18 protein-coding genes are annotated in these 25,084 nt (G+C 31.8%); 11 read left to right on the top strand and 7 right to left on the bottom strand.

Annotated elements, in window-relative coordinates; all coding sequences use genetic code 11:
• Window positions 1-24 precede the first annotated feature (24 nt).
• The 3 genes from ABHQ57_RS08970 to ABHQ57_RS08960 all read right to left on the bottom strand — a co-directional run bounded on the left by ABHQ57_RS08970 (window position 25) and on the right by ABHQ57_RS08960 (window position 1,656).
• The gene (locus ABHQ57_RS08970; protein WP_167713884.1) at window positions 25-453 is read right to left on the bottom strand and encodes a hypothetical protein; all 429 of its coding nucleotides are present in this window, start codon (window positions 451-453) and stop codon (window positions 25-27) included.
• A 151-nt stretch (window positions 454-604) separates the two neighbouring features.
• Window positions 605-1,288, bottom strand: coding sequence for a hypothetical protein (locus ABHQ57_RS08965; RefSeq protein WP_167713885.1), 684 nt, complete (start codon window positions 1,286-1,288; stop codon window positions 605-607).
• 230 nt (window positions 1,289-1,518) lie between these two features.
• The gene (locus tag ABHQ57_RS08960; RefSeq protein ID WP_167713886.1) at window positions 1,519-1,656 is read right to left on the bottom strand and encodes a hypothetical protein; all 138 of its coding nucleotides are present in this window, start codon (window positions 1,654-1,656) and stop codon (window positions 1,519-1,521) included.
• 285 nt (window positions 1,657-1,941) lie between these two features.
• Between ABHQ57_RS08960 and ABHQ57_RS08955 the strand changes: the two genes are divergently transcribed.
• The 6 genes from ABHQ57_RS08955 to thrC all read left to right on the top strand — a co-directional run bounded on the left by ABHQ57_RS08955 (window position 1,942) and on the right by thrC (window position 10,640).
• A complete protein-coding gene (locus ABHQ57_RS08955; protein ID WP_167713887.1) occupies window positions 1,942-4,374 on the top strand; it encodes a PAAR domain-containing protein in 2,433 nt (810 codons plus the stop codon).
• On the top strand, window positions 4,334-5,380 hold the full coding sequence (locus tag ABHQ57_RS08950) for a hypothetical protein (protein WP_167713888.1): 1,047 nt from the start codon (window positions 4,334-4,336) through the stop codon (window positions 5,378-5,380). The genes ABHQ57_RS08955 and ABHQ57_RS08950 overlap by 41 nt, the downstream gene beginning before the upstream one ends.
• A 1-nt stretch (window position 5,381) precedes the next feature.
• A complete protein-coding gene (locus ABHQ57_RS08945; RefSeq protein ID WP_159495147.1) occupies window positions 5,382-5,627 on the top strand; it encodes a hypothetical protein in 246 nt (81 codons plus the stop codon).
• Between the two features lie 306 nt (window positions 5,628-5,933).
• Window positions 5,934-8,378 carry a bifunctional aspartate kinase/homoserine dehydrogenase I gene (gene thrA / locus ABHQ57_RS08940; protein ID WP_389863373.1) on the top strand — a complete coding sequence of 815 codons (2,445 nt, stop codon included), beginning with the start codon at window positions 5,934-5,936 and terminating at the stop codon, window positions 8,376-8,378.
• Window positions 8,379-8,380: 2 nt separating this feature from the next.
• Entirely contained in the window at window positions 8,381-9,310 is a 930-nt protein-coding gene (locus tag ABHQ57_RS08935) for a homoserine kinase (protein ID WP_167713890.1), read from the top strand.
• 49 nt (window positions 9,311-9,359) lie between these two features.
• Window positions 9,360-10,640, top strand: a complete 1,281-nt coding sequence (gene thrC / locus ABHQ57_RS08930) for a threonine synthase (protein WP_167714292.1) — start codon at window positions 9,360-9,362, stop codon at window positions 10,638-10,640.
• Window positions 10,641-10,688: 48 nt separating this feature from the next.
• Here thrC and ABHQ57_RS08925 read toward each other — a convergent pair whose 3' ends face one another.
• The 3 genes from ABHQ57_RS08925 to ABHQ57_RS08915 form a co-directional block, all read right to left on the bottom strand.
• Window positions 10,689-11,813: an alpha/beta hydrolase-fold protein gene (locus tag ABHQ57_RS08925; protein ID WP_167713891.1), complete on the bottom strand. Its 1,125-nt coding sequence runs from the start codon at window positions 11,811-11,813 to the stop codon at window positions 10,689-10,691.
• Between the two features lie 85 nt (window positions 11,814-11,898).
• Complete coding sequence (locus ABHQ57_RS08920) at window positions 11,899-15,456, bottom strand: M1 family aminopeptidase (RefSeq protein ID WP_167713892.1); 3,558 nt, start codon at window positions 15,454-15,456, stop codon at window positions 11,899-11,901.
• 3 nt (window positions 15,457-15,459) lie between these two features.
• Entirely contained in the window at window positions 15,460-16,341 is an 882-nt protein-coding gene (locus tag ABHQ57_RS08915) for an ABC transporter ATP-binding protein (RefSeq protein ID WP_167713893.1), read from the bottom strand.
• Between the two features lie 207 nt (window positions 16,342-16,548).
• On the opposite strand from ABHQ57_RS08915, the gene ABHQ57_RS08910 reads away from it, so the two are divergent.
• The 5 genes from ABHQ57_RS08910 to ABHQ57_RS08890 all read left to right on the top strand — a co-directional run bounded on the left by ABHQ57_RS08910 (window position 16,549) and on the right by ABHQ57_RS08890 (window position 23,721).
• Window positions 16,549-17,679 carry a sensor histidine kinase gene (locus tag ABHQ57_RS08910; protein WP_167713894.1) on the top strand — a complete coding sequence of 377 codons (1,131 nt, stop codon included), beginning with the start codon at window positions 16,549-16,551 and terminating at the stop codon, window positions 17,677-17,679.
• The gene (locus tag ABHQ57_RS08905) at window positions 17,672-18,373 is read left to right on the top strand and encodes a LytTR family DNA-binding domain-containing protein (protein ID WP_167713895.1); all 702 of its coding nucleotides are present in this window, start codon (window positions 17,672-17,674) and stop codon (window positions 18,371-18,373) included. Before ABHQ57_RS08910 ends, ABHQ57_RS08905 begins: the two co-directional genes overlap by 8 nt.
• 66 nt (window positions 18,374-18,439) lie before the next feature.
• A complete protein-coding gene (locus tag ABHQ57_RS08900; RefSeq protein WP_167713896.1) occupies window positions 18,440-20,212 on the top strand; it encodes a long-chain fatty acid--CoA ligase in 1,773 nt (590 codons plus the stop codon).
• A gap of 72 nt (window positions 20,213-20,284) precedes the next feature.
• Complete coding sequence (locus tag ABHQ57_RS08895) at window positions 20,285-22,057, top strand: long-chain fatty acid--CoA ligase (protein WP_047787841.1); 1,773 nt, start codon at window positions 20,285-20,287, stop codon at window positions 22,055-22,057.
• Window positions 22,058-22,098: 41 nt separating this feature from the next.
• A complete protein-coding gene (locus tag ABHQ57_RS08890; RefSeq protein ID WP_167713897.1) occupies window positions 22,099-23,721 on the top strand; it encodes an RluA family pseudouridine synthase in 1,623 nt (540 codons plus the stop codon).
• On the opposite strand, the gene ABHQ57_RS08885 is transcribed toward ABHQ57_RS08890, so the two are convergent.
• The gene (locus ABHQ57_RS08885; RefSeq protein ID WP_159495138.1) at window positions 23,722-25,017 is read right to left on the bottom strand and encodes an MFS transporter; all 1,296 of its coding nucleotides are present in this window, start codon (window positions 25,015-25,017) and stop codon (window positions 23,722-23,724) included.
• Window positions 25,018-25,084 lie beyond the last annotated feature (67 nt).

Here is a 25,084-nt window from a genome sequence, read left to right as displayed (position 1 = left end):
TTGCCCACCGTTTTTTATTGTTCATCATAGCCAATTCAGAACTGAAAAAAAACCGATAATTGTCAGTCCAATTAGCAGAATTCCAATTCCGATACATCCTATTTTATAAGCTTTGTCTTTCCAAGTTTCTTTATATTCAGGGAATAATTTGTCTTTAGATTCTCTGTCTTTGTTCGTAAGTTCTACATAGTCAAAGAAGAATTCTCCATTTTCATCAGTCCAGTCTATGTTCAACTCAACAGATTCGACCTTGTTTTTTTCATACTCACGATTTTCAGATTCAAGTCCGGCTTTTAGTAATTCAACTGCATAAAGTTCAAGCCCTTTCCGGTTTGCTTTTATACAACTTTCATCTGGTCCACCACCATATTGATAAAATCCGAAATATGCTTTCTCTCTTTCATTTCGATTTTCTAATTCTGTTATTATCTTTTTTAGTTCTTCGTCTGTCATTTCTCAAATGGTGGGCAACGGTCTCGGCTATGAGTAGTTGCGTGGGTTAGCACTTAACTTTGCAAGTACACACCAAACTGAAAATCCGCAAGGATTTTCAGAAATAGGCAAGAACAAGCAATTACTTATAGCCATTGTTGTAAGGCGTTTTTTATTCAGTTTTATATTCTATTTTCACTTCGTTTCCTAGGAAAAACGATTCATTCTCCTTTTTTACAAAATTCAAATTCGGTTCATGGATTATTTCCAAGTTGTTATTGTCAATCCATTTCGCAGAAACTTTTTTACCTTTTCCATTAAAGTACATTATTCCAGCTCCACCACCTGAATTCCATTCCATTATTCCGCTTGTATGGATATATTTTCCGTTCGTAAATTCTTCGTTGATTCTGAATTCCTTTGTTCCATCAGCAGTTGAAATTCGGACGAGTTCGTTTGTCGTAAACTCAAATTTTTGTCGAACTCTTCTTTTTGCTTTTGGCTTTTCAGTCGATATTAATTTCAAGAAGTTCTGTAATTCAGTTTTTCTTTCCTGAATTGTCTTTTCATCTGCACCAAGTTCTTTCCACAATTCCAAGTCAGTTCCGCTATCAATTATTTCTTTTACTTGCTTTAAAATTTTAGGCTCAAGAGATTTTGTTTCCCATTGCGCTAAAGCAAGTCCGAATAATGAATTATTTCGGTCGTCCGAATCTGAAAAATAATCAGCAAATTCCGTTTTTATTTCGTTTGAAACCCAAACTTGATTTCCTCCATTATTATACTTTTCGAAAAAGTTCGAGTAAATATCTAATGTGGTATCATTTCCTTTTATTTCAGTGTTCCAAACTCCCATTCAGTTTCGATTTTCAAATGCCTTACAACTAGTTTATATGCGTAATAAAATTACTTATATATTCCTTTTACGGTAGGATATGCGGAACTTTTAGCAATTTTATTAACACCTTCAAATATAAAGAAATAAGATAAAAAAGTGTAATTTTTTTATCGGGATTACAAACTAAGCCTAATTAGGTTGTCTTCCTTCTTCAATAATAAAAGCAATTTTAAACAAGTTGACACACTTTATTGAATACTCCCCCATTGGGTCGCTGATATCACGGCGTGCTCCGAAGACACCACGGCACGGGTTGCTAATATCACGGCATGCTCCGTTAACACCTCGGCACGGATCGCTGATATTACGGCATGCTCCGAAGACACTACGGCATGAGTCGTTATTATCTCGTTACGATTAGTTAATACTTTTCTCTACTATGTTATTATTTTTTTTCTTAGGATATAATAAGCTAAAAGTATTTTCATTGTTTTTTAGAACATTATTTATGCTTTTAACTCAATGTTAAAGAACAAAAGATATATCATTACTTTTCTAGCTGTAACCATGGTTTCTTTTTTTGGCTCTACAAATAACCTCACTAAAAAAACATAAACAACTGATAATTAATGCTTTTTTTTATTATTTTAGTTCGCAAAAAATAAAAAGCTATGTCTAAAAAACCAGTTGTAACTCTAGGTAGTAATCACCTATGTCCAATGTGTAGTGGGTCTACACCTCATGTTGGAGGACCTGTTACCCAAGGAGAGCAAAACATTTTAATTAACGGTAAACCTGTGGCAACTATTGGTAGCATGTGTATATGTAATGTAGGTATGGATACTATAGTTACTGGAAACCCAAGCATTCTTGCTAATGGTAAACCTATAGCATGTATAGGTGATATGACTGCACATGGGGGAACTATTACTTCTGGAGAGAATAATGTTCTTGTTAGTAGTAGCTCACCACAATCAACTGTAGTGATGCCTATTGATCAAATTCCATTTCCTGATATTAGTTTTAAAGACAGAATTGGGGCTGCTTTTACTGGTAACACAAAAATGCTTAAACAAGCTGAAGCCAATCAACAAAAAATAAAAGAACTTGCTGAGCAACAAGAGCAAGAAAAAAAAGAAAAAGAACTCCCAAAATTACAAGGTGAAATTATTTTTATAAATGGTTATTTAAGCGACTTTAAAACAAACAGCGAATCACACTGGAATGCTATAATGGATTTAAACCCAGATAAACCAGGTTGGTTCACCTCAAGAGGTGAAAACACTAATGAATATAAACGTACTGATCATGATGATTATTATACTGCAGAACAACGTGAAAAGGACCTCCACAAAAGTAAATTTAGAAAAATTGTTGAAGAAAAGTTTAGAAATCCCAATACGTTAATTTTTAAAACTCCCGAAAGTAAATATTATGGTTACTGGAATGATATTGCTAATGACTACAAAGCTACAAAAACCTACGCCAAATACTTTAATGCAGAAGGTAGAGTGCACTACATTAATGGTTCACATGGGCTAGGAAGTAGCGGAGCACATAGAGTTGATCATGGTATTGCTTTAGGCTATGAATGGGCTCGTTATAATTGGAAGCTCATCAAAAAAGAAAAGGTTGATGCTAAAAAAGAAGAATCTCCACAAATAGAAAGCTATTCTCCACATTATAAACCCATAACTATTGTTGGTCATAGTCAAGGTGCTTGTATGGCAGCAGGTGTAAAACTGGGTATTATTAAGTATGCTAACGAAATGGGATGGAAAAAAGTAGCCATAAATACCATTTTTTTAGGAGTGCATCAACCTAAAGGATTGTGTGGAAAAAACTACGATAGTCTTATTAAGAAAAAAACACAAGAGTACATGGTTTACAAAAATGCTGTACTTAGAGGAAAAAATGAAGATAGCGGACATAAATTTTTAAGTGCTATTTCTGAATTGTATAGTCCCAAATATAAAAAGGTTTTTAACAAACGAGGTTTATTTGAACATGTAAAAGCTATTTGTTACGATTGGAACGCTTATAAGAGTAGAGCTGTACAATTTACTTTTCCGAACGACAGAGGTGATTTAGTAACTATAGATGGAGATATACCAGAAATAAAAAGTGCCTGTCACCCTAAAAGAGATAAAACGTTATTTAGTGCTGAATATTTTCATAAACAAGATAGTATTCCTTCGTATTACCAAACACAACAAAATAAAAAAATCATTGATTTGTCTATGTATGGAGCTGAAAGTGGCTATGTAGTTATTCCTCCTTATGTAGCTGAAGAACGTTACGATTACGATGCTTTAGAAAAGCTAGACTCTCCCACTATAAATCAACAAATACACGGTATACATTGGAAGGGTTATAGTAGAGTAGCCATACGTTGGGGTGCAGCTATGAATGCCTTCAAACTAGCTAAATCAAGCTACCAGAACTATACAAAACATAAATTTACCGCAAGTGCTGTTGGTGATCTTTTAATTGGGACTTACACGTTTATAGAAAACAATCATAAAAAAATAGCGTTATATAAAAAACTAATTGCTAGTTATAACAATAAAACGATTAAAACTAACCTTACTAATTTGTTTGAAGGACATTTTAAAACTCCTATTAAGGTACCAAAACACCTCACCCGTAAATGGAGATATTCTAGCAACGAAAAGTATGCTATCATTCTATATAATTTAGCCTATGTAACTTATCAAAATATGCTACTACAATACGCTCCCTTACAAAGTGCTGATTTATATGCTCACTTTGCTCCTGTGGGGCATATTTTACACACAAAATTATTACAAGACAATAGTGGTAGTTTTAATGATCAGTACGGTAATACTTCTATATTTGAACGTATAAAGAATGCTGGAAAAGATAAATTCTATAGAATGAAATATAAAGTAGAACTTGGAAAAGAGTTAACAGATGAAGAAAAACGAAAACAAGAAAAAAAGAAAGTTGAAGAACTAAAAGATAAACTTATTGATTCTTCTATTGCTGACACAGAATATATAAATAATGTTATCAAAGCATACGTACACAAAAAGAAAAGTTATGAATCTAAGTTATATGATGAAAGTAAAAATAAAAATTAGTGCTATTTGTTTGCTTTTGTTAACTAGTTCTAGTTGTAATTATTTAAAAAAGAAAAAAGCTATACAAAAAATGGAAAAAGAATATACAGAATATCAAGATTTACATAAACATCAAGGAACAGAAAATTATGATGTAATTACGTTGTTTAAAGAACACTCTATAATTGAAGAGAAATTAGCTGAACAAAAACAACTATTTTTATCTGTTATAGGTAAAGAAAAAGAAAAGTCTAAAAGAATAAAAGTAGATTTTTTCGGAAACCTATTAGGCACAGGTTTATCTTCTGAAACACTAATAGATGGTACTATGTCTGGGTATAAAACATATGGAAACTGGCTCATTAATAATGACACTACTTTAAATAAATATATAGACCCTTTTTTAAATAAAGAAATTAAAGATCCTTTAGATTATAATTTCAAAAATGTAGAAAAAAGAGAATGGTTACAAAAGTTCAAAGAACTATATTTAGATGCCTCATATGTACATATTGACTCATATGATTATTATTTTAAAATCAAAGAAAAGTGGTATTTAATTCAAACTTATAAAAAAGCAAAAGAGTTAAATATTGATATAAAAAAACAGTATCCTACCAAAATAGCTCCCGAAGAAGTACGTATGGTAAAAATTCCTGAGGTCTTTGATAATTTATTAGAAAACAAAACCCTACAATTAGCAGAATATGTAGAAATGGACAAACAAAAAAGTAGTGGTTTAAACCCTATTAGTTTTTCCTCTGGTTATTACATGTTCGAATTACATTTACCACAAGGGGATATCTTAAAATTTAGACGTTATGGTGCCATGGGGTTTAATGCTGATATGAATATATATCAAATACCTAAAGAATTAGGTGGTAGCGACGAAGTTTTTTTTATAGAACAATTACCAAGACAAACTTATCCTGATAAATCCTTTGCTGGTTTTTATGCCATACGACCTAAAAATTACAAAAAATTATCTGAGTATAAATCATATTCCGAAAAAGAGAAAAAAAATTAGCATGAATAAAAAAAGTGATAATTTTGGTTGTACACATGTGACATATGGTATTGTTTTCTCTGATATCATTGCTATAATTATATGGCATGAAAAATATATATCTGGTAAATGTAGTTTTTGTACAGGCTTAGGTGAGTTTATTATTTTGTTATTGTATTTAGGAGTAGCTTCAACTATCGGAGCTTTTCTATCACTACCTTTTCATTACATCTATCACTACATTAAAAAGAAAAAACAAAATAATTAATGTTAGCTTCATAAATTCTACTAAAACACTCAAAGTTTTATTTTTAACAAAAAAACAACAACTTTTCTTGTTTTTTAGAACATAATTTATACATTTGGCTCAATGTTAAACAACAAAAGACATATCATTTCTATTCCAGCTGTAACTACGGCTTCTTTTGTTGGCACAACAACTACAATTATTATTACAACCCTTTAGGGGTTATTTTTCTACATATCATTTCCGTATATATTTATTTTTTCAAAAGACTTGAAAACAGATAAATAGCTTAAAAAATCTTATTTTTAATTTATTATTCATTTTAAAATGAACGTTTTAAAATTTGGTGGTTCTTCGGTAGCCAACCCTCAAAACATAGAAAAAGTAGTACAAATCATTGCCAATGCCTCTGTAAACAGTCCACTTATTGTGGTGGTTTCTGCTTTTGGTAAAACAACGAATAAACTTATTGCATCGGCAGAACAAGCTGCTCAAAACAATGCGAATTATCTTGAAAACTATAAAGAAGTTGAGTTAGTACATTTTGAAGTAATTGAAAAATTAGTCCCTGATAATCAGCAAGAAGAAGTTAAAAAGCACATAACTTCCCTTTTTAAACAATTAAAAACCTTACTAGAAGGTTGTTTGTTACTAAACGAAATTACCCCTAAAACACTAGCTACCATTAGTGGTTTTGGTGAATTATTATCTTCTTACATTATTGCAAGCATAGCCAGTAAGGAACTGGATGTAGTATATAAAGATAGTAGAGAGTTAATCACCACTTCCAACGCTTTTGATAAAGCCCAAGTTGATTTTCAACTAACCAACGCTAATTGTAAGGAGTATTTTGACAAAAATAAACACCAAGTAACTTTATTACCTGGATTTATTGCTCGTACAAAAGAAGGGAAATCAACTACTTTAGGACGTGGAGGTTCCGACTATTCTGCGGCTATTTATGCGGCTGCTGTAAATGCTAATGAATTACAAATATGGACAGATGTTAGTGGTATGTACACTGCAAATCCGCATATGGTAAAGCAGGCATTTCCTATTCCACATATTTCGTATCAAGAAGCCATGGAATTGTCACATTTTGGGGCAAAGGTTATCTACCCTCCTACCATTCAACCGGTGTTGGAAAAGGAAATTCCTATCCGTATAAAAAACACGTTTGAACCTGAAAATGTAGGAACACTCATTTCTAAAATTACAGAAAACGGAAAACCTGTAAAAGGAATTTCTCATATCGAAAATATTACGTTATTAACCCTAGAAGGAAGTGGCATGGTAGGTGTTTCTGGCATTTCTAAACGTTTGTTTGAAACTTTATCGACACACAACATCAATGTAGTGTTAATCACGCAAGCTTCTTCAGAACACTCTATTTGTGTAGGGATTTATGATGAAGATGCCCAAAAAGCAGCCTTAAAAATCAACGAAGCTTTTGCTTTTGAAATAGAACGTCATAAAATAGATCCGATTATTGTAGAACAAGGCTTGGCAATTATCGCTTTGGTAGGTGATAAAATGAGAAATCACCAAGGTTTGAGCGGACAAATGTTCAGCTCTTTAGGCAAAAACAACGTAAATATTCGTGCCATTGCCCAAGGTGCTTCAGAAAAAAATATTTCTGCTGTTATCAATAGTTCAGATGCCAAAAAAGCATTAAATACGCTACACGAACAGTTCTTTGAAGAGAATATAAAGCAATTAAACTTGTTTGTTACGGGTGTAGGAAATGTTGGGGAACGCTTTTTAGCACAAATCCACCAGCAGAAAAAGTACTTAAAAGAACAGTTAAAACTGAATGTACGCGTTGTAGGGATTTCCAATTCTAAACAAATGATTTTTGATGAAGGTGGTATCAGCTTAAAATCATGGAAAGAACAATTACAAAACGGAGAAAAAAGTTCTTTAGAGCTTTTTTTCCAAAGAACAAAAGCGTTGAACCTTCGTAATTCAGTTTTTATTGACAATACAGCCAATCAAAAAGTTTCTGAAATATACGAACACTATTTAGCCAACAATATAGGGGTGGTTACTTGCAATAAAATAGCCTGTGCTTCTGAACTCAACAATTATAAAAAGTTAAAACACATTTCACGAAAATACAGTGCACCATTTTTATTTGAAACCAATGTGGGTGCTGGTTTACCTATTATTGATACGCTTAAAAACTTAATTGCTTCTGGTGATCGAGTGCATAAAATACAAGCGGTGTTATCGGGTTCTTTAAACTTTGTTTTCAATAATTTTAATGAAAGTATTTCTTTTCATGATGTCGTACAACAAGCACAAGAACAAGGATACACGGAACCAGATCCTAAAATTGATTTGAGTGGTGTTGATGTAGCCAGAAAAATATTAATTCTTGCACGTGAAAGTGGTTATGAACTAGAACTTTCAGATATTGAAAACAATGCTTTTTTACCTGAAAAGAATTTAAAAACTACTAATAATGATGATTTTTATGCTTCTTTAACTGAATTTGAGGCACAATTTCAACAATTATACAAAGAAGCTGCCGATAAAAATTGTCGCTTAAAATATGTTGCTGAATTCAATGATGGAAAAGCAAGTGTTGGCTTACAACACATTCCGTTTAATCATCCTTTTTACAATTTAGAAGGAAGCGACAACATCGTATTGTTTTTTACAGATAGATATCCTGTAAATCCCTTACAAATAAAAGGAGCCGGTGCAGGTGCTGAAGTAACTGCTTCTGGGATTTTTGCTGACGTGATACGAATTGGAAATAATATATAAAAATGAACTATTTAAAAATATTTTCACCAGCAACCGTTGCCAATGTTTCCTGCGGATTTGATGCTTTAGGCTTAGCGCTCGAAACGGTTGGTGATACGATGACTTTTACCAAAACAATTACAAAAGGTGTTAAAATCACAAAAATAACTGGAGCTGATTTACCATCTAACCCACAAATAAATGCTGCGGGAGTGGTTGCGCTAGCGATGTTAGAAAAGCATCCAGTTGATTTTGGTATCGACATCACCATTCACAAAGGATATACTCCAGGAAGTGGTTTAGGAAGTAGTGCTGCCAGTGCTGCGGGAGCTGCGTTTGGTGTAAATCAGTTATTGGGAAATAGCTTCTCCTCTCTTGAATTAACTCAATTTGCCATGTTAGGAGAAGAAGCCACTTGCGGAACTCCGATTGCCGATAATGTTTCTGCGGCTATTTATGGTGGTTTTACACTGGTACGTAGTTACAAACCTTTGAGTATTGTAAAAATTCCTGTACCTGCTGATTTAAGAGTGGTGGCTATCCATCCTCAAGTTGAAGTAAAAACTAAAGATGCTAGAGAGGTATTACCGAAAGAAGTTCCTTTAAAAGATGCGGTTACACAATGGGCGAATGTTGGCGGATTGATTAGTGGATTGTATACCAACGATTATCAATTAATCGCAGACTCTTTAACAGATATCATTGTTGAACCTGCTCGTAAACATCTGATTCCTCATTTTGATGAAGTGAAGCAACAAGCAATTAAAGCAGGAGCTTTAGGAGCAGGAATTTCAGGTTCAGGCCCTACAATTTTCACTTTATGTAAAGGGGATGCAACTGCCGAAAACGTTTATAAAACCATTCAAAACACGTATCAAGGCAAACAAATTGATTTTAACATGATTCTTTCAAAAATCAACACAGAAGGAATTAAAATTTTAGAAACTAACTAATATTAAATGTTCACTAAGCGTAGTCGAAGTGAAAAACAAACACGAAATTATGAACTATTATAGTCTCAATCATACATCACCTAACGTTAGCTTTGAAAAAGCTGTAGTAAACGGATTAGCTCCAGATAGAGGATTGTATTTCCCTGAAAACATAACTCCATTACCTAAAGAATTTATTGAAAACATTGATGAGTATTCTAATGAAGAAATTGCGTATGAAGCCATTAAACAATTTGTAGGTGATGAAATTCCGCAAGGCATTTTACAAAAAATCATTAAAGAAACTATCAACTTTGAGTTTCCTGTGGTATCTATTGAAGAAAATATCGGTACACTAGAATTATTTCACGGACCTACCATGGCTTTTAAGGATGTGGGAGCTCGTTTTATGGCTCGTTGCTTGGGGTACTTTAATCGCGATAAAAATCAACAAGTAACCGTATTGGTAGCTACTTCAGGCGATACTGGAGGTGCTGTTGCTAATGGTTTTTTAGGAGTTAAAGGTGTAGATGTGGTCATCCTCTACCCTAGCGGAAAAGTAAGTGATATTCAAGAGAAGCAATTGACTACTTTAGGACAAAACATTACTGCTTTAGAGGTTGATGGTGTTTTTGATGATTGTCAAGATATGGTTAAAACTGCTTTTTTAGATGCTGAAATCAACCGTACGTTAACCTCAGCAAACTCTATTAATATTGCTCGTTGGTTACCCCAAATGTTTTACTTTTTCTTTGCCTATAAACAAGTTTATAAAAAGCATAAAGAAATAGTTTTTTCGGTACCTAGTGGAAATTTTGGAAATATTTGCGCAGGAATTATGGCGCAAAAACTAGGGTTACCCATTAAACATTTTGTGGCTTCGACCAATGTAAATGATACTGTTCCTAATTATTTGGCTAGTGGTGAATATCAACCTAAACCATCTAAAGCGACCATTTCTAATGCCATGGATGTTGGGAATCCAAGTAATTTTATCAGGATACAAGAATTATTTAATAACGATTTAGCGCTTTTAAAAGCTGCATTTTCTTCTTTTTCTTTTTCTGATGATGAAACTCGTGAAGCTATGAAAAACATCTATAAAACCTCAACCTATATTACAGATCCACACGGAGCTGTTGGATATTTAGGTTTGAAAAAATACGGATTACAAAACGAGTATGGAATTTTCTTAGAAACAGCACATCCCGTAAAATTTTTAGATGTTGTGGAAGAAGTTTTAAATGTAACTGTTGAAATTCCACCACAAATAGCATCTGTAATAGACAAACAAAAAGAAGCTATACAAATTAGTTCCTATCAAGAATTGAAAGATTTTTTAAATGCTTAACACAAAAATGCCTCAAAAGTGAGGCATTTTAAATTTTATAAGGTTCATTTACAATTTGCCCTTTGCTTCTTGTAAGCCTTCTTTCATAACTTCGTCAAATTGAGAGTTTGGATAATCTTTTATACCTCTTTCAAAATACTTACTGGCATTTTTATAATCCTTATACTTTAAATAAAACTGCCCCAGCCTGTTTTGCCAGTATGCGCTTTTATATCTATTGGTTTCTAAAACGTCTTTAAATTCTTCCATAAAAAAACTAAAGTATTTAAAGTTATCACGTTTCCATGCTAACCAAATCAATGCATTTTTTGTACTATTATCTATTTTTCCGTCACCACCAAAACGTTTAGCTCTTTCTTTGAAATAAGATTTTAGATAAGGGATTCCTCCTGCTTTTTCATAGGCATCAATACTTTCAAACACCAATGAATCGTAGTTGTGATAATAATACATGATTCCCTTGTACATAGCTAAATGAGGCATTGTTTCATGTACCTCATCATTAAACAACTCATACTTCCAAAGTAAATTTTTAGGATTGTGCTTTTTTAATATTTTATTAAACTCTTCTGTAGATTCAATATAATATATATCTCTTTTAGAATTAGCCATGTATAAATACACATCACTATCTGATTTAAAATTTTCAACTAGCTTTTCAGAAGCATAGCCTCCATCCGTTATAATTGCTCCTTTAAATAAATCGTTTTCTTCTAAAATAAGTTTACTTATATAATATGCAGCAGCCTCCCAACCATAAATAACACGTTCGTTCGTAGTTCTAAATTTATCATCTATAAATTTGATTACTTCGTCTTTTAAAAAAGAAGTGAACTTTTGTCTCTCTCTATTAAATAATGTTCTTCTTAAAGGATTTTCATTTTTTATTCCTACAACAATCATTTCTGGAATTGCTCCAGGTGTTCTCAATGATTTCTGAATAGCTACACCATTGGTAAAAAACCACTGACCATCTAAAATGTACAAAACAGGATATGCTTCTTTTGAAGTAGTATAACTATCGGGTAAATAAACCTGAATCTCTCTATCTTGATTTAAAATAGTTGATTTAATAGTATAATTAGTTCCTATGGTTACCTTTCTTTCTGGTGTTTGAGAAAATAAATAGAGGGACCAAAATAAAGTGAGTAATAGCGTAATATGTTTAGTCATTTGATAAAAAGTTTAAACTCAAATGTAAAAATATGATTGCCATATAATTAACATTTGAGTTTTTTTATAAATACTTTAACTAAAATTAAAGTTCTATCACATTATCTACTAAATTTTCATCATTTCTTGTTCCGTAAGGATCTATAGCAATATAACTAGGTTTTTCATTTACTATGAACGAAACTTCTATGAGTTCTCGGTTGATTTGTTTAGACTCATAATACAACACAGTACTATTATCTTTTACTTGTAAAGGATGGGTTGTAAAGATTCCTATTTTGATAGGCTCATTAATCCCAATTTCTTTAATATCTCCGTTTTCCATTGTTTCAAACCGTTTTGCTTTTATGGTGGCGATAACTTCATAGGTTCCATCCGGCAACTCCTTATACGAACTTTTTTCTACAGCTATATCGTAAGTTATTACCTTTTTAAACCAATCTTTTACCAATGGGTGATATTCTTCGGGAGTAATCTTATATATTTCTTCAAGTAATTCTATAGTATGTGCTTTAGGAGAACTTTCAAATCGATGTCGGTGTGTAATGGTTTTTACTATGTCATTAACTTGCTTCTCTCCTATCAAATCTCTTAATGCCATTAATACGGTATAAGCTTTACCATAAGAAATATAACCTTCTTCTTGTACTTTATAAATTGGAGGTTCAATGTTTTCACCAAACGCTCTTCCTAAAAAATATCTCCTGCGTGCATCTTCAGCTAACTCATATAAAACACCTTTTCCGTACATCTTTTCTAACACTACGGCTTCTGTATATTTCGCTAATCCTTCTACTAATAAAGAACCACCCGCTACTGGCTTAGCTATTAACGTATGCCCCCACCATTGATGTGCTACTTCATGAATTGTTCTTTTAGCGACTAAATTAAAGGTGTTTTCATCACGAACATCTGACAAGTATAAACGATCTTCTGTCATACTAATAACCCCTGGATGTGCAAATCCACCAAATCCCCAATGTGAAGGAACTTCTGCGATTCGAACATGTTTAAAATTATACGTTCCAAAATTTTCTTGACAATATGCTAAGGTTTCTTTTGTACTTTTCTCTATTTCATCAATATTAAAATCGTGACTAGCGTTGTAATATTGTTCTATAGAGATTCCATTATATATTGCTTTTTTAGTTGTATATTTTGCAGAAAAATAGGCTACCATAGGTAATATTTTTCCTTTGGATTTGTAGTGGTAATAGTTTCTATCGTTTTCTGACCAAGTTTTAATTAAATCTCCTGAACTTATGGCTATTTGGTCTTTATTTGTAGAAACAACTGTTTCAAAACGCACTTTTTCAATTTTAATATCTTCTAAGGCTATATGCACATCTGAGTTATCATCCTCATCTCTTTCTGGTAATCCTCTTTTTTTACGTTCTGTTTTATCCAAAATTTCAAATCCAGAAGCATATCCTATAATAGGCTCAAAATTTCTAAAAGTTATATAGGTACCATTATTAACAATACTTTTGTCTTCTTCATATCCTTTTAGTTCTTTTTCTATAACAAAAGTATAAGCTACAGAATCGTTGGGTTGTAGTTTCTCTTTAAATTCAAACACATAGGCTCCATGTGTAGTATCTTTTGTTGATAAACGAGCTCTTTCTAAATGAATTTGTTTTATAGGTATTCGTTCAGTTATTAATAATTTGGATACTGCTTCATTACTCTTGTTTTTTAACACATAATTTGCCTTGACAGTATATTTTCTTTTCTTCGGAAAAATAGCTACTTCTGTTTTTTGAGAAACTGGATATAGCTTTTCTAACGTTTGATAATGTTTATACTTACGTTCGTAATCTTCACTAAGATTTAAGTTATCATCATTCGTATGATAATCTGAAAGAAAATTGGTATTGTAAAACACTAAGCTTCCTGCTCCAATAACTAACAAAGAAAAGCTTAAAAGTAATATCCTCTCTGTTAAGTTGTAACCTTGCTTTAGTTGCTTTATTTTATATGAAACCCCTTTTACCATTCCTCTATTCCAAACTTTAAAAGCTATTAAAACAAATAAGACTCCTATTCCTAGCCAATACAACCCTAAATGATTAAACTGTGTAGTATTGCTATTATACATAGCCATATCTCCCAAGGCTACTCTAGGCATAAAACCAATACTTGTTAAAGGGTGTTCTAAACCTAAAAGATTAGCTTTCATACTTATTATAACTAACAAACCAAAAGCTCCCATTCCTACATACTTACTTTTAGCTATACTATTTATAAACACGGCTAGCATAGCGTATATGATAAGCTGTAAACCATAATAATAAAATACAGAAGCATACATACCAATGTTTATACTTTCAAAACCTAAACTAACTTGAAAAGTAATACACATAAATATTCCTAAAGCAATTAATAATATGGGTAATAATGATAAACTAATAAACTTAGCCGCAAAAAACACCCAATTTTTAGTTGGAGTTGCCCCAATAATTAAATTAAAATTTACGCTATATTCTCTCCATACTATTTCTGAACCATAAAAAATTAGTAATAAAAGACCGAAAAGGGTTAACGGATTTGTAATAAGTTCTATTAGTTGATTTGTAAATGGATATACACTTACTCCGTATTCACGTCCTTCAACAAAGTTTGCATACAACTCAGAAAAAACAATTAGTAACCACATAGCTACAATTACTAAAAAAGGTAAACTTTTAAATACACTGTTTAACTCTAAACGTACTAATGACAAAAGCCCTTTTATTTGTGCTGTAAAATTGTATGTTCCTTCTATTGCTTTATAAGGAGTTAGCTGTTTTATATTATTTTTTAATGTTTTTTGTTTCTTTACTTTCTTCGTAATTTTTCTAAAAGAAAACCTTTTATAGGTAAGGAACAATATTCCAAGGGAAAAAGCTATCCAAAGTATTCTATTCCATAAAAACAATCCTGAAAAAGAAAGTAACTGCGTATTCTTCTGATGAGCTGTCCAATACTGAGTTTGCTCAAAAAAAGCTGCTATTCCAAAAGAATCTGCTATTGCGGCTACCGACATCATTTCTGGTGATGCAGGAACAGATTGGGCTAATAAGGGTGAATTTAAAAAAATAGAACTCACAAAATATAACATATAAATGCATACTGCACTTGCGTAAGTTGCAATGCTATTTTTAGTAAATATACTCACAGAAAATATTAAAGAAGTACATATAAAAATATTAGGTAGCACTATATAAAACCAAGGCTGTATATAATTAAGTAAACTAAAAGTTCCTAACCTTTCTGCATCTAAACCAGAAAAGTAGTTCCCTAATATATATCCGACTATAAAAGGAGAAAAAGCCAAAACACTAAATATAAATGCTCCTAAAAAGCGACTCCAAAAATAATGCTGTTTTGTTATTGAAGAACTATAAATTAAGCCCTCCATATGATGTTGTTTATCTCTTATGGTAGCAGTTACCGTAAAAAACATAATAATAAAAACACTTCCTAAAGTAAAAAGACCTGTATGAAAATAAACTTGATAAACAGCATTAAAGTTTACTCCAGTAGGCGCATAACCTTGACTTCCTGTAAAATAGCCTAATCCTAAAAATAATATTGAAAATATTGGAAAGGCTCGTTGTTTTAATTGATAATACGTTTCAAATTGTAATAATTTCTTAAACATAGACTAGGCTTTTTTATGGTGAAACAACGTAGTGAAATAGTAATCCTCTAAGTTTGGAGTAATTCTTTCAAATCCATTTGATAAAGTAGCTTCAGAGAAAACCCTTATTTGTGTTTCGCCTGATACTAATTTGGTTGAAATTATATCATATGTCTTTCTATAGTGTTCAATATCACTTTTAGCTATAATTTTTGTCCAAATATTGTTTTGAATACTCTCTACCAGCTCTTTTGGGTTTCCTTGAGATATAATTTGTCCTTCAGATAATATTGCCATTTTAGTGCATAGGTTTCTAACATCTTCTACTATGTGAGTAGATAAGATGACTATCACATTCTCTCCTATTTCACTTAAAAGATTTAAAAAACGATTGCTTTCTTCTGGATCTAAACCTGCCGTAGGCTCATCTACAATAATTATTTGAGGGTTTGCCAACAAAGCTTGCGCAATTCCAAAACGTTGCCGCATTCCTCCTGAAAATGTATGTACCGCTTTTTTTCTGTGTTGATAGAGGTTTACTTGCTGTAATAAAGAAGTTACTTGCTCTTTTCGCGCTGAGTTATTAGTAATACCTTTCAGAATGGCTAAATGATCTAACAATCTTTCGGCTGATATTTTAGGGTACACACCAAATTCCTGAGGTAAATACCCTAAGTATTTTCGTATTTCTTCTGGCTTATTAATAATATTACAGTCGTTAAACACAAGTTCTCCTGAAGAAGGCTCTTGTAAAGAAGCGATAGTACGCATTAAAGAAGATTTACCTGCTCCATTGGCACCTAACAAGCCAAACATTCCGTTCGAAATTTTTAAGTTAATTCCGTTTAATGCTTTAACTCCGTTAGGATATGTTTTTGTAAGGTCTCTAATTGTTAATGTATTCATATGTGGTTAGGTATTTGTTTTCTACAAATCTCCAATACCTTACCTTTCTGATAAATTAAAAATGATATATCAGCTTATTTTTAACACACATAATATTTATTTAAGTACTAACTAAAACTCAACTAAAAAAGCTACTTGTTCGTATAAAAAACAATAGTGTTTGTCAATATAATTGTGAAAACAGTTTTACATGAGTAATTTTGAAGTATGATTGATTTTTTAAAGAAATACAAAGCTTTTCTTATTGGCTTTTTAATTATAATTCCGTTGTTCATTTTATTAGATTATGTCAATTTTCTAAACATCCCAAATGATCAACCCGCTGAAGTTATCGTCATCACTCTTTTTTGGGCGCTAATTGTTGCCTTACCCATACATAATTATGAATATTTAAAAAGAAAAAAGAAAACGATAATGGGTATTCTTTCGCTTTTTCTACTGTTGTTTATTACGGTGTTGATTGATTCTTTTATGAAGCTTCCAGATAACCCAATCACATTCATTTTATTAATAATATTTTGGTGCGGATTAGCTTATTTTTTAGTACCTAACTTCATTAAAAAATATTGGAAATTCATAGCCCTTCTATACACTCCATTGCTCTTATACTTTTTTTATCTCAGATTATTTTCTGGTGATTTAGAAGCTTATTTAAAAGTAAAACAAGAAACCCCTTTTTATATATTCTTTTTGCCTATTCCTATTTTCTTTTTTCTTTGGATTTTTGAACAATTGAAATGGGTACAAGAGTTAAAAAAAGAAAAATCTAAAACTGAATTATCACTATTAAAAACCCAAATAAACCCGCATTTTTTCTTCAACACACTAAATAACTTGTACGCACTTACAGTAAAAAATTCTCCTCAAGCACCAGAAGTTATTTTAAAATTATCTGACATGATGCGCTATACCATTTACGATGGAGAAAAAGAAACAGTAAAAGTTTCAGAAGAAATAGAATACCTAAATAATTACATCGAACTACATAAAATCCGATATAAAAAGTCTGTAGAAATTACTTTTAATCACGACATCGATACCTCTTTAAACATTCCTCCTTTATTATATATTATTTTACTTGAAAATGCCTTTAAACACGGTATAGAAACACTTGCAGAAAATGCTTTTATTCATATAAATTTATATGAAGATGCTCATTTTATTTACTTTGACATAGAAAACAATTTTGATCCTAGTGAACTCAATAATTCTAAAGGTATTGGATTACAAAACCTAAAACGAAGATTATCTTTGCTATACAAACAACAACATGAACTAAGTATTAGTTCCACAAATAATATCTATAAAACACAGTTAAAAACACCAAAGCATGCTTAACTATATAATTATTGATGATGAGCCTTTAGCTCATGAAATTATAACAGAATTTTGTAGCATGCTCCCTCATGTTCTATTAGTAAAAAGTTGCTATAATGCTATGGAGGCTATGCAATTTTTAAATGAGCATACTGTTGATTTTATGTTTTTAGATATAAACATGCCCAAGTTAAAAGGCTTGGATTTTTTAAAGACGCTGTCTAATCCACCTAAAACCATTATTACCACTGCATACAAAGAATACGCTATTGAAGGATTTGAACTCAATGTTGTAGACTATCTTTTAAAACCTTTTAGTTTTGATCGTTTGGTAAAAGCTGTCAATAAAGTATCAGACACTTTACCTATCAAAACAATTAACAAAGAAAGTATACAGACAAGTCAAATCAATACTCGTATTTTTATCAAAGGAGATAAAAAACACCATCAAGTTGATTTAAATGATTTGTTATTTATAGAGGCTTACGGAAATTATACTAAACTATTTTTAATAGATGAAATGATTGTAAGCCACGAAAAGATTTCTCATTATGAAACTATCTTAGATGAAAACAATTTCCTAAGAGTACATAAATCATTTATTGTTGCTGTAGATAAAATAAAGTTTATAGAAGGGAATCGTATTATAATTCATGAGCATAAGGTTCCTATTGGTCAAACCTATAAAAGCCTAGTTAGTAAACTTTACAACTAACATTTATTTTATTTTTCTTTTATCTCTTTTATTTTCATAGATTTATGCATCAACAAAATCATTTACATGCATATATCTTCAAAAGTTACACGTCTTTTTGATTTCCCATATCACCAACTAGAAAACTACCCACAACAAGATTGCTTAGTTTCTAAAGAGAATAATGAATGGAAAAGTATTTCTACTAAAAAATATATTGAAGATGCTAACATCATAAGTAAAGCTTTATTGAATCTTGGAGTGAAACCAGGAGATAAAATTGCTGTAATTACTTCTGTAAATCAACCAAAATGGCATTTGTTAGATATTGGAGTTATGCAAATTGGTGCAGTAAATGTTCCTTTATACCCTACTTTTTCAGAAAAAGATTATGCATATATCTTAAACCATTCTGATAGTGTGTATTGTTTTGTTTCTGATGATGAACTCTATCAAAAAGTAATCAAAATTCAAGGACAAACACAGCTCAAAAAAGTATTCACTTTTGAAGAACTAGATGTAGATTATGGGTGGAGTTCTTTCTTAAGTCTTGGTAACGAAACAGCTCTTCAAACAAAAGTAAACGAATTAAAAGAGTCTATAAACCCATCTGACTTAGCCACCATTATCTACACTTCTGGTACCACAGGTACCCCAAAAGGAGTAATACTCTCTCATAATAACATTGTTAGCAACGTTTTTGCTGTTGGAAAAAGACTTAATCTACAAGACAATCAAAAAAAAGTGATAAGTTACCTTCCCATTTGTCACATTTTTGAGCGTGCAGCCTCTTATTACTGTCAATATATGGGCTTTGAAATTCATTTTGCTGAGAGTATTGATAAAGTTGGAGATAATTTACGGGAAATTCAACCTCATTTTATGGCTGTAGTACCTCGTTTATTAGAAAAAGTTTTTGATAAAATTGTAGATAAAGGCAGTAACTTATCTGGTCTAAAAAAGCGATTGTTCTTTTGGGCATTACAATTAGGTGAACAATATCAACCCTATAAAGCAAACGGTTGGTGGTACGAATTCAAGCTTTCTATAGCACGAAAACTTATTTTTTCTAAATGGAAAGAAGCTTTAGGAGGAGATTTAGAATTTATGCTAGCAGGTAGCGCTCCAACTCAAGCTAGGCTTGTAAGAATCTTTACTGCGGCAGGCATTCCTGTTTTTGAAGGCTACGGACTTACCGAAACCTCTCCTGCAATTTCTGTTACCGATATGCGAAACAACGGGTTTAAAATAGGAACTGTTGGGAAGGTAATTGAAAATGTAACTGTAAAAATAGCTGAGGATGGGGAAATCTTAGTGAAAGGACCTAATGTAATGATCGGCTACTATAAAGATATAGAAAAAACTAACGAATCAATTATAAATGGTTATTTCCATACAGGAGACATTGGAGAACTAGATAATGAAGGATTTTTAAAAATTACAGATCGAAAAAAAGAAATCTTCAAAACTTCAGGTGGTAAATACATCGCTCCTGCTATCTTAGAAAGTGAGTTGAAGAAGTCACGTTTTATAGAGCAAGTTATGGTAATTGGTGAAGGTGAAAAAATGCCGGCTGCATTAATTCAAATTGCTACTGAATTTGTTCAAGAATGGTCAAAAAGACACCACCATACAATTACAAATATTACTACAGATGAGAAACTACTCAAACGAATTCAAAAAGAGATTGATATTTGCAATGAAAAATTTGGGAAGTGGGAACAAATAAAACGCTTTGAAATTACTCCTGATGAATGGTCTATCAATTCGGGTCATTTAACTCCGACATTAAAAATGAGACGAAAAATAATCTTAGAAAAATACAATAGTTTGTGTCAAAAAATATATAATCCTCAATAAATCAACCAGTAAACTACAACTTGTGCAATCGGGGTATTTTTCATACTTTGCAGAGCCCAAAAATTTGAACATATGTCGATTGAAATTACACGTCTTTTTGATTTTCCTTATTATCAACAAGAAAACTATAATTTAGATAACACATTTACCACAAAATACAACGGTAAATGGCAATCTATTTCAACCAATGAATATATTAAACAAGCCAATGCTATAAGTAGAGGTTTGTTACGATTAGGAGTACAACCTAATGATAAAATTGCTGTAATTTCAACAAATAATAGAACTGAATGGAATGTTTGTGATATTGGAATATTACAAACAGGAGCTCAAAACGTTCCTATCTATCCAACTATCTCTAAAGAAGACTACGAATATATTTTAAATCACTCAGAAGCTACTTATTGCTTCGTTTCTGATGAAACTATTCTAGAAAAACTAAACCAAATAAAAGCAAATACTCAACTTAAAGAAATATTTACTTTTGACGATATAACTGACGAAAAAAGCTGGAAAGAGGTTTTAAAATTAGGAGAAGACGAAAGTAATCAAAATGAAGTTGAAGAACGTAAAAATGTTATTACAACTAACGATTTAGCAACCCTAATTTATACTTCTGGTACTACTGGACGCCCAAAAGGCGTTATGCTTAGTCATAAGAACATTGTATCAAATGTTTTAAGTAGTGAGAAAAGAGTACCATTAGTATATGGACAAGGTCGTGCATTGAGTTTCTTACCTGTGTGCCATATTTTTGAACGTATGCTTCTATACCTATATCAATACTGTGGTATCTCTATTTATTTTGCTGAAGCTATTGATAAATTGAGTGAAAATGCTCAAGAGGTTAAACCGCATGTAATGACCGCGGTTCCTAGATTGTATGAAAAAATTTATGATAAAATTTATGCCAAAGGAGCCGACTTAACAGGAATTAAAAAGAAATTGTTCTTTTGGGCTATTGAGTTAGGTTTACAATACGAACCTTATGGAGCTAACGGATGGTGGTATGAAAAAAAACTAAATATTGCTAGAAAACTTATTTTCTCTAAATGGCAAGCTGCTTTAGGTGGAGAATTAAAAATAATGGTTTCAGGTTCTGCCGCGTTACAACCACGTTTAACTAGAGTATTTACAGCTGCTGGAATGCCGGTAATGGAAGGTTATGGTCTTACCGAAACTTCACCTGTAATTGCTGTAAACGATATGCGTAATGGAGGTTTTAAATTAGGAACTGTAGGTCGATTAATTGATGGTGTTGAGGTTAAAATAGCCGATAATGGAGAAATTTTAGTAAAAGGACCAAATGTAATGCAAGGATATTATAAAGATCCTGAAAAAACTGCTGAAGCTTTACAAAACGGATACTTCCATACAGGTGATAAAGGTGAATTATGTGAAGATGGTTTCTTAAAAATAACTGGACGTACCAAAGAAATGTTTAAAACCTCAGGTGGTAAATACATTATTCCACCATTACTAGAAGGTCAATTAAAACAATCTCGCTTTATTGAGCAAGTAATGGTTATTGGTGAAGGTGAAAAAATGGCTGCTGCATTTATTCAACCAAATTTTGAATTTGTTCGTGAATGGGCAATTAGGCACAATATAACTGTTGGAGATAATAAAGACTTGGTAAATAACCCTAAAGTAATAGAGCGTATTCAAGAAGAAGTAGATTACGCCAATACTAAGTTTGGTAAATGGGAAACTATTAAAAAGTTTGAGTTAACCGAAGAAGAATGGTCTATTGACGGAGGACAGCTTACTCCTACCATGAAAATGAAACGAAACATTATCAAAGAAATGTATAAAGACTTATACGATAAAATTTATAGAGATTAATCGTTTAAAGTGTTGTGAAAGCAACACTTTTTCTTTTTATTATGACCAAAATTATTTCTTTTTCTTCGGATGTTTCTACTATTGAAATACCTAAAAAATTCGATTATCCTTATAATTATTCACCTCATACTCTAGCAAAAATAGCTGCTAAAGAACTACAAGAATATTTAACAAATCAAACTGATTTTTCGCACAACTTTGGAATTAAAAACCCTAAGGATACTAACTCACTAGGAAAAATGTTTGGAGTCTTAGTTGTGCAAGATCAAAATGGAACCTTAGGTTATTTAGCTGCATTTTCTGGTAAACTAGCTGAAAGCACACAACACAAACATTTTGTGCCCCCTGTATTTGATGTTTTAAATAAAAACGAATTCTATCTTACAACAGAAGAACGACTTAATGAGTTAACCCATAAAATAGCAAGTCTAGAAAGTTCCTCTGGTTTTATTGATGCAAAAAAAGCATATCAAAAAACACAACAACTGCACAAAAAGCTTTTAGCTGATGAGCAATCAAAAATTAAACAACGAAGAAAACTTAGAAAAAAACTAGGGCAACAAAACAATCAGTTAAATATAAATGAAGAGTTTTACTTGCGTGAATATGAAGTGTATTTAAACGATAAAATAGCGGCATCAAAAAAAACGTATCAAGAAAAGCAACATCAAGCTCAGGAGTTAAAACAACAGCGCACAAACCTTTCAGCTTGGACACAACAAGAAATATTTAAAAAGTATGCGTTTCTTAACTATCAAGGAGAAACTAAAAACTTATTAGATATTTTTACAGACTCCACTCAAAACATTCCTGCTGGTGCTGGTGATTGTTGCGCTCCTAAATTACTTCAATATGCATACAATCATCAATTAAAACCTATTTGTATGGCTGAATTTTGGTGGGGAAAACCTTTAAAAACTTCCATAAGAAAACATCAATATTTTTATCCTGCGTGCACTGGTAAATGCAAGCCTATTCTAACGCATATGTTACGAGGAATGACTGTAGAAGAAAATCCGTTAGTTGCTCTATTAAAGGAAGAAAAAGAAATTACAATTATTTATGAAGATTCAGATTTGTTAGTCATCAACAAACCACATGAACTCTTATCAGTAGCTGGAAAAGAAATAAAAGACTCTGTGTTCAGTCGTATTCAAAAATTATATCCAAAAGCAACAGGTCCGTTAGTAGTACATCGGTTAGACATGTCAACTTCTGGAATTCTCTTAGTTGCTAAAAATGAAGAAACTTATAAAGCTTTACAAGCACAATTTGTTCATAAAACTATACAAAAACGCTATGTGGCTTTATTAGATGGTATTTTAAAAGAAGATAAAGGAAAAATTGAGTTACCCATTAGAGTAGATTTAAACGATCGCCCTAAACAACTTGTGTGTTACCAACACGGAAAAGAAGCATTGACTACTTGGGAAAAAGTTGAAGTTCTAAACAACAAAACAAAAGTATACTTTTATCCTATAACTGGACGCACGCATCAATTACGTGTGCATGCTGCACATAATTTGGGACTAAACACTCCTATTGTAGGTGATGATTTATACGGAAACAAAGCAGATAGATTGTATTTACATGCCGAAAAAATCACATTTGTACACCCTACTTCAAAAAAACAAGTCAGTTTTACCTCTCCAGTTCCTTTTTAGTTATTCTACGTATTTTGTCTTTTTTAGTGTGCTTAAAATGATAAATGAGGCCAAAAAGAAAATAGCTAAACACAACACACTCCATTGCATAGAACCTGTAATCCAATTTAGTGTTCCATATACAGCAGTTCCTAAAACAATGGCTATTTTTTCAGTAACATCATAAAAACTAAAATACGTAGCATGATCTTCTGTTTCTGGCAATAATTTTGAATACGTAGAACGTGTTAAGGTTTGAATAGCCCCTTGTACCAATCCCAGTAAACCACCTAGTCCATAAAAGTAAATAGCTACATTTTCTTGAGATTTATCTAACATGAAAGCACAAAAACAAACTAACATCCATACTACAATAGTTACTTTTAAAGCTGTTATATTCCCCCATTTTTCTGAAAACCTTGAAAATAAAATCGCTCCTAAAATTGCTACTATTTGTACTAATAAAATGGTAATTATTAAACTTGTAGACGACAAGCCTAATTCTGAAGAACCAAAAATAGCAGCCATTAAAATAATAGTTTGTACACTAATACTTAACAAAAAGAAAGAAATTAAAAAACGTTTTAACGTTGGATAGTTTAATACTTCTTTTATCACTATTTGTAACTCTTTGTACCCTTTCCATATATAATCTTTTTCAGGCTTTTTATTATACACATTACCAGGTAATCGTTTAAAGGTTATTTGAGCAAAGCCTAACCACCATAAACCTACCATGACAAAAGAAATTCTAGATGCCATTCCTGCACTAATTCCTAGAGTTTCTGGGAACATAATCATCGCCAAATTGATGAGTAATAAAATTACAGAACCTACATAACCATATACAAAACCTTTGGCACTGGCTCTATCTTGTTGTTCAGGATGGGCTACTTCGGGTAAATAAGCGTTATAAAACACCAAACTTGCCCAAAAGCCAATACTTGCTAAAACAGTAAATAAAATACCTATCCATACAGTATCAATTCCATCAAAAAAGTACAAACTCATTACCGATAATGCTCCTAGAGTACAGAAAAACTTCATAAACTTTTTCTTACTTCCTGTATAATCTGCAATACCCGATAATATTGGAGAAATAAAAGCCACTACTAAAAACGAAAAAGACAATGCATAACTATATAAACTATCTGGATGCTCCCAGTCCATTCCTAAAAAGCTTACAATTTTACCTTCTGTTACTCCGCTGTAATACAACGGAAAAACAGCTGTGCTAATTACCAATGAATATACTGAGTTGGCCCAATCGTAAAATGCCCATCCGTTAATTAGCTTCTTATCTCCTATTTTATACATATAAATTCTAATAAAAAAACCGCTCATATAACATGAACGGTTTGCAATATACTATAATTTATCAATC

The organism is Tenacibaculum sp. ZH5_bin.1, from assembly GCF_042865525.1.
Lineage (GTDB): Bacteria > Bacteroidota > Bacteroidia > Flavobacteriales > Flavobacteriaceae > Polaribacter > Polaribacter mesophilus.
The sequence above is the reverse complement of the archived record's forward strand: the minus strand, read 5'-3'. Positions and strand labels throughout refer to the sequence as shown.

Coding starts and splice junctions, on each gene's coding strand:
- ABHQ57_RS08970 (WP_167713884.1), bottom strand. CDS start 453: ATGACAGACGAAGAACTAAAAAAGATAATAACAGAATTAGAAAATCGA.
- ABHQ57_RS08965 (WP_167713885.1), bottom strand. CDS start 1,288: ATGGGAGTTTGGAACACTGAAATAAAAGGAAATGATACCACATTAGAT.
- ABHQ57_RS08955 (WP_167713887.1), top strand. CDS start 1,942: ATGTCTAAAAAACCAGTTGTAACTCTAGGTAGTAATCACCTATGTCCA.
- ABHQ57_RS08950 (WP_167713888.1), top strand. CDS start 4,334: ATGAATCTAAGTTATATGATGAAAGTAAAAATAAAAATTAGTGCTATT.
- ABHQ57_RS08945 (WP_159495147.1), top strand. CDS start 5,382: ATGAATAAAAAAAGTGATAATTTTGGTTGTACACATGTGACATATGGT.
- thrA (WP_389863373.1), top strand. CDS start 5,934: ATGAACGTTTTAAAATTTGGTGGTTCTTCGGTAGCCAACCCTCAAAAC.
- ABHQ57_RS08935 (WP_167713890.1), top strand. CDS start 8,381: ATGAACTATTTAAAAATATTTTCACCAGCAACCGTTGCCAATGTTTCC.
- thrC (WP_167714292.1), top strand. CDS start 9,360: ATGAACTATTATAGTCTCAATCATACATCACCTAACGTTAGCTTTGAA.
- ABHQ57_RS08925 (WP_167713891.1), bottom strand. CDS start 11,813: ATGACTAAACATATTACGCTATTACTCACTTTATTTTGGTCCCTCTAT.
- ABHQ57_RS08920 (WP_167713892.1), bottom strand. CDS start 15,456: ATGTTTAAGAAATTATTACAATTTGAAACGTATTATCAATTAAAACAA.
- ABHQ57_RS08915 (WP_167713893.1), bottom strand. CDS start 16,341: ATGAATACATTAACAATTAGAGACCTTACAAAAACATATCCTAACGGA.
- ABHQ57_RS08910 (WP_167713894.1), top strand. CDS start 16,549: ATGATTGATTTTTTAAAGAAATACAAAGCTTTTCTTATTGGCTTTTTA.
- ABHQ57_RS08905 (WP_167713895.1), top strand. CDS start 17,672: ATGCTTAACTATATAATTATTGATGATGAGCCTTTAGCTCATGAAATT.
- ABHQ57_RS08900 (WP_167713896.1), top strand. CDS start 18,440: ATGCATATATCTTCAAAAGTTACACGTCTTTTTGATTTCCCATATCAC.
- ABHQ57_RS08895 (WP_047787841.1), top strand. CDS start 20,285: ATGTCGATTGAAATTACACGTCTTTTTGATTTTCCTTATTATCAACAA.
- ABHQ57_RS08890 (WP_167713897.1), top strand. CDS start 22,099: ATGACCAAAATTATTTCTTTTTCTTCGGATGTTTCTACTATTGAAATA.
- ABHQ57_RS08885 (WP_159495138.1), bottom strand. CDS start 25,017: ATGTATAAAATAGGAGATAAGAAGCTAATTAACGGATGGGCATTTTAC.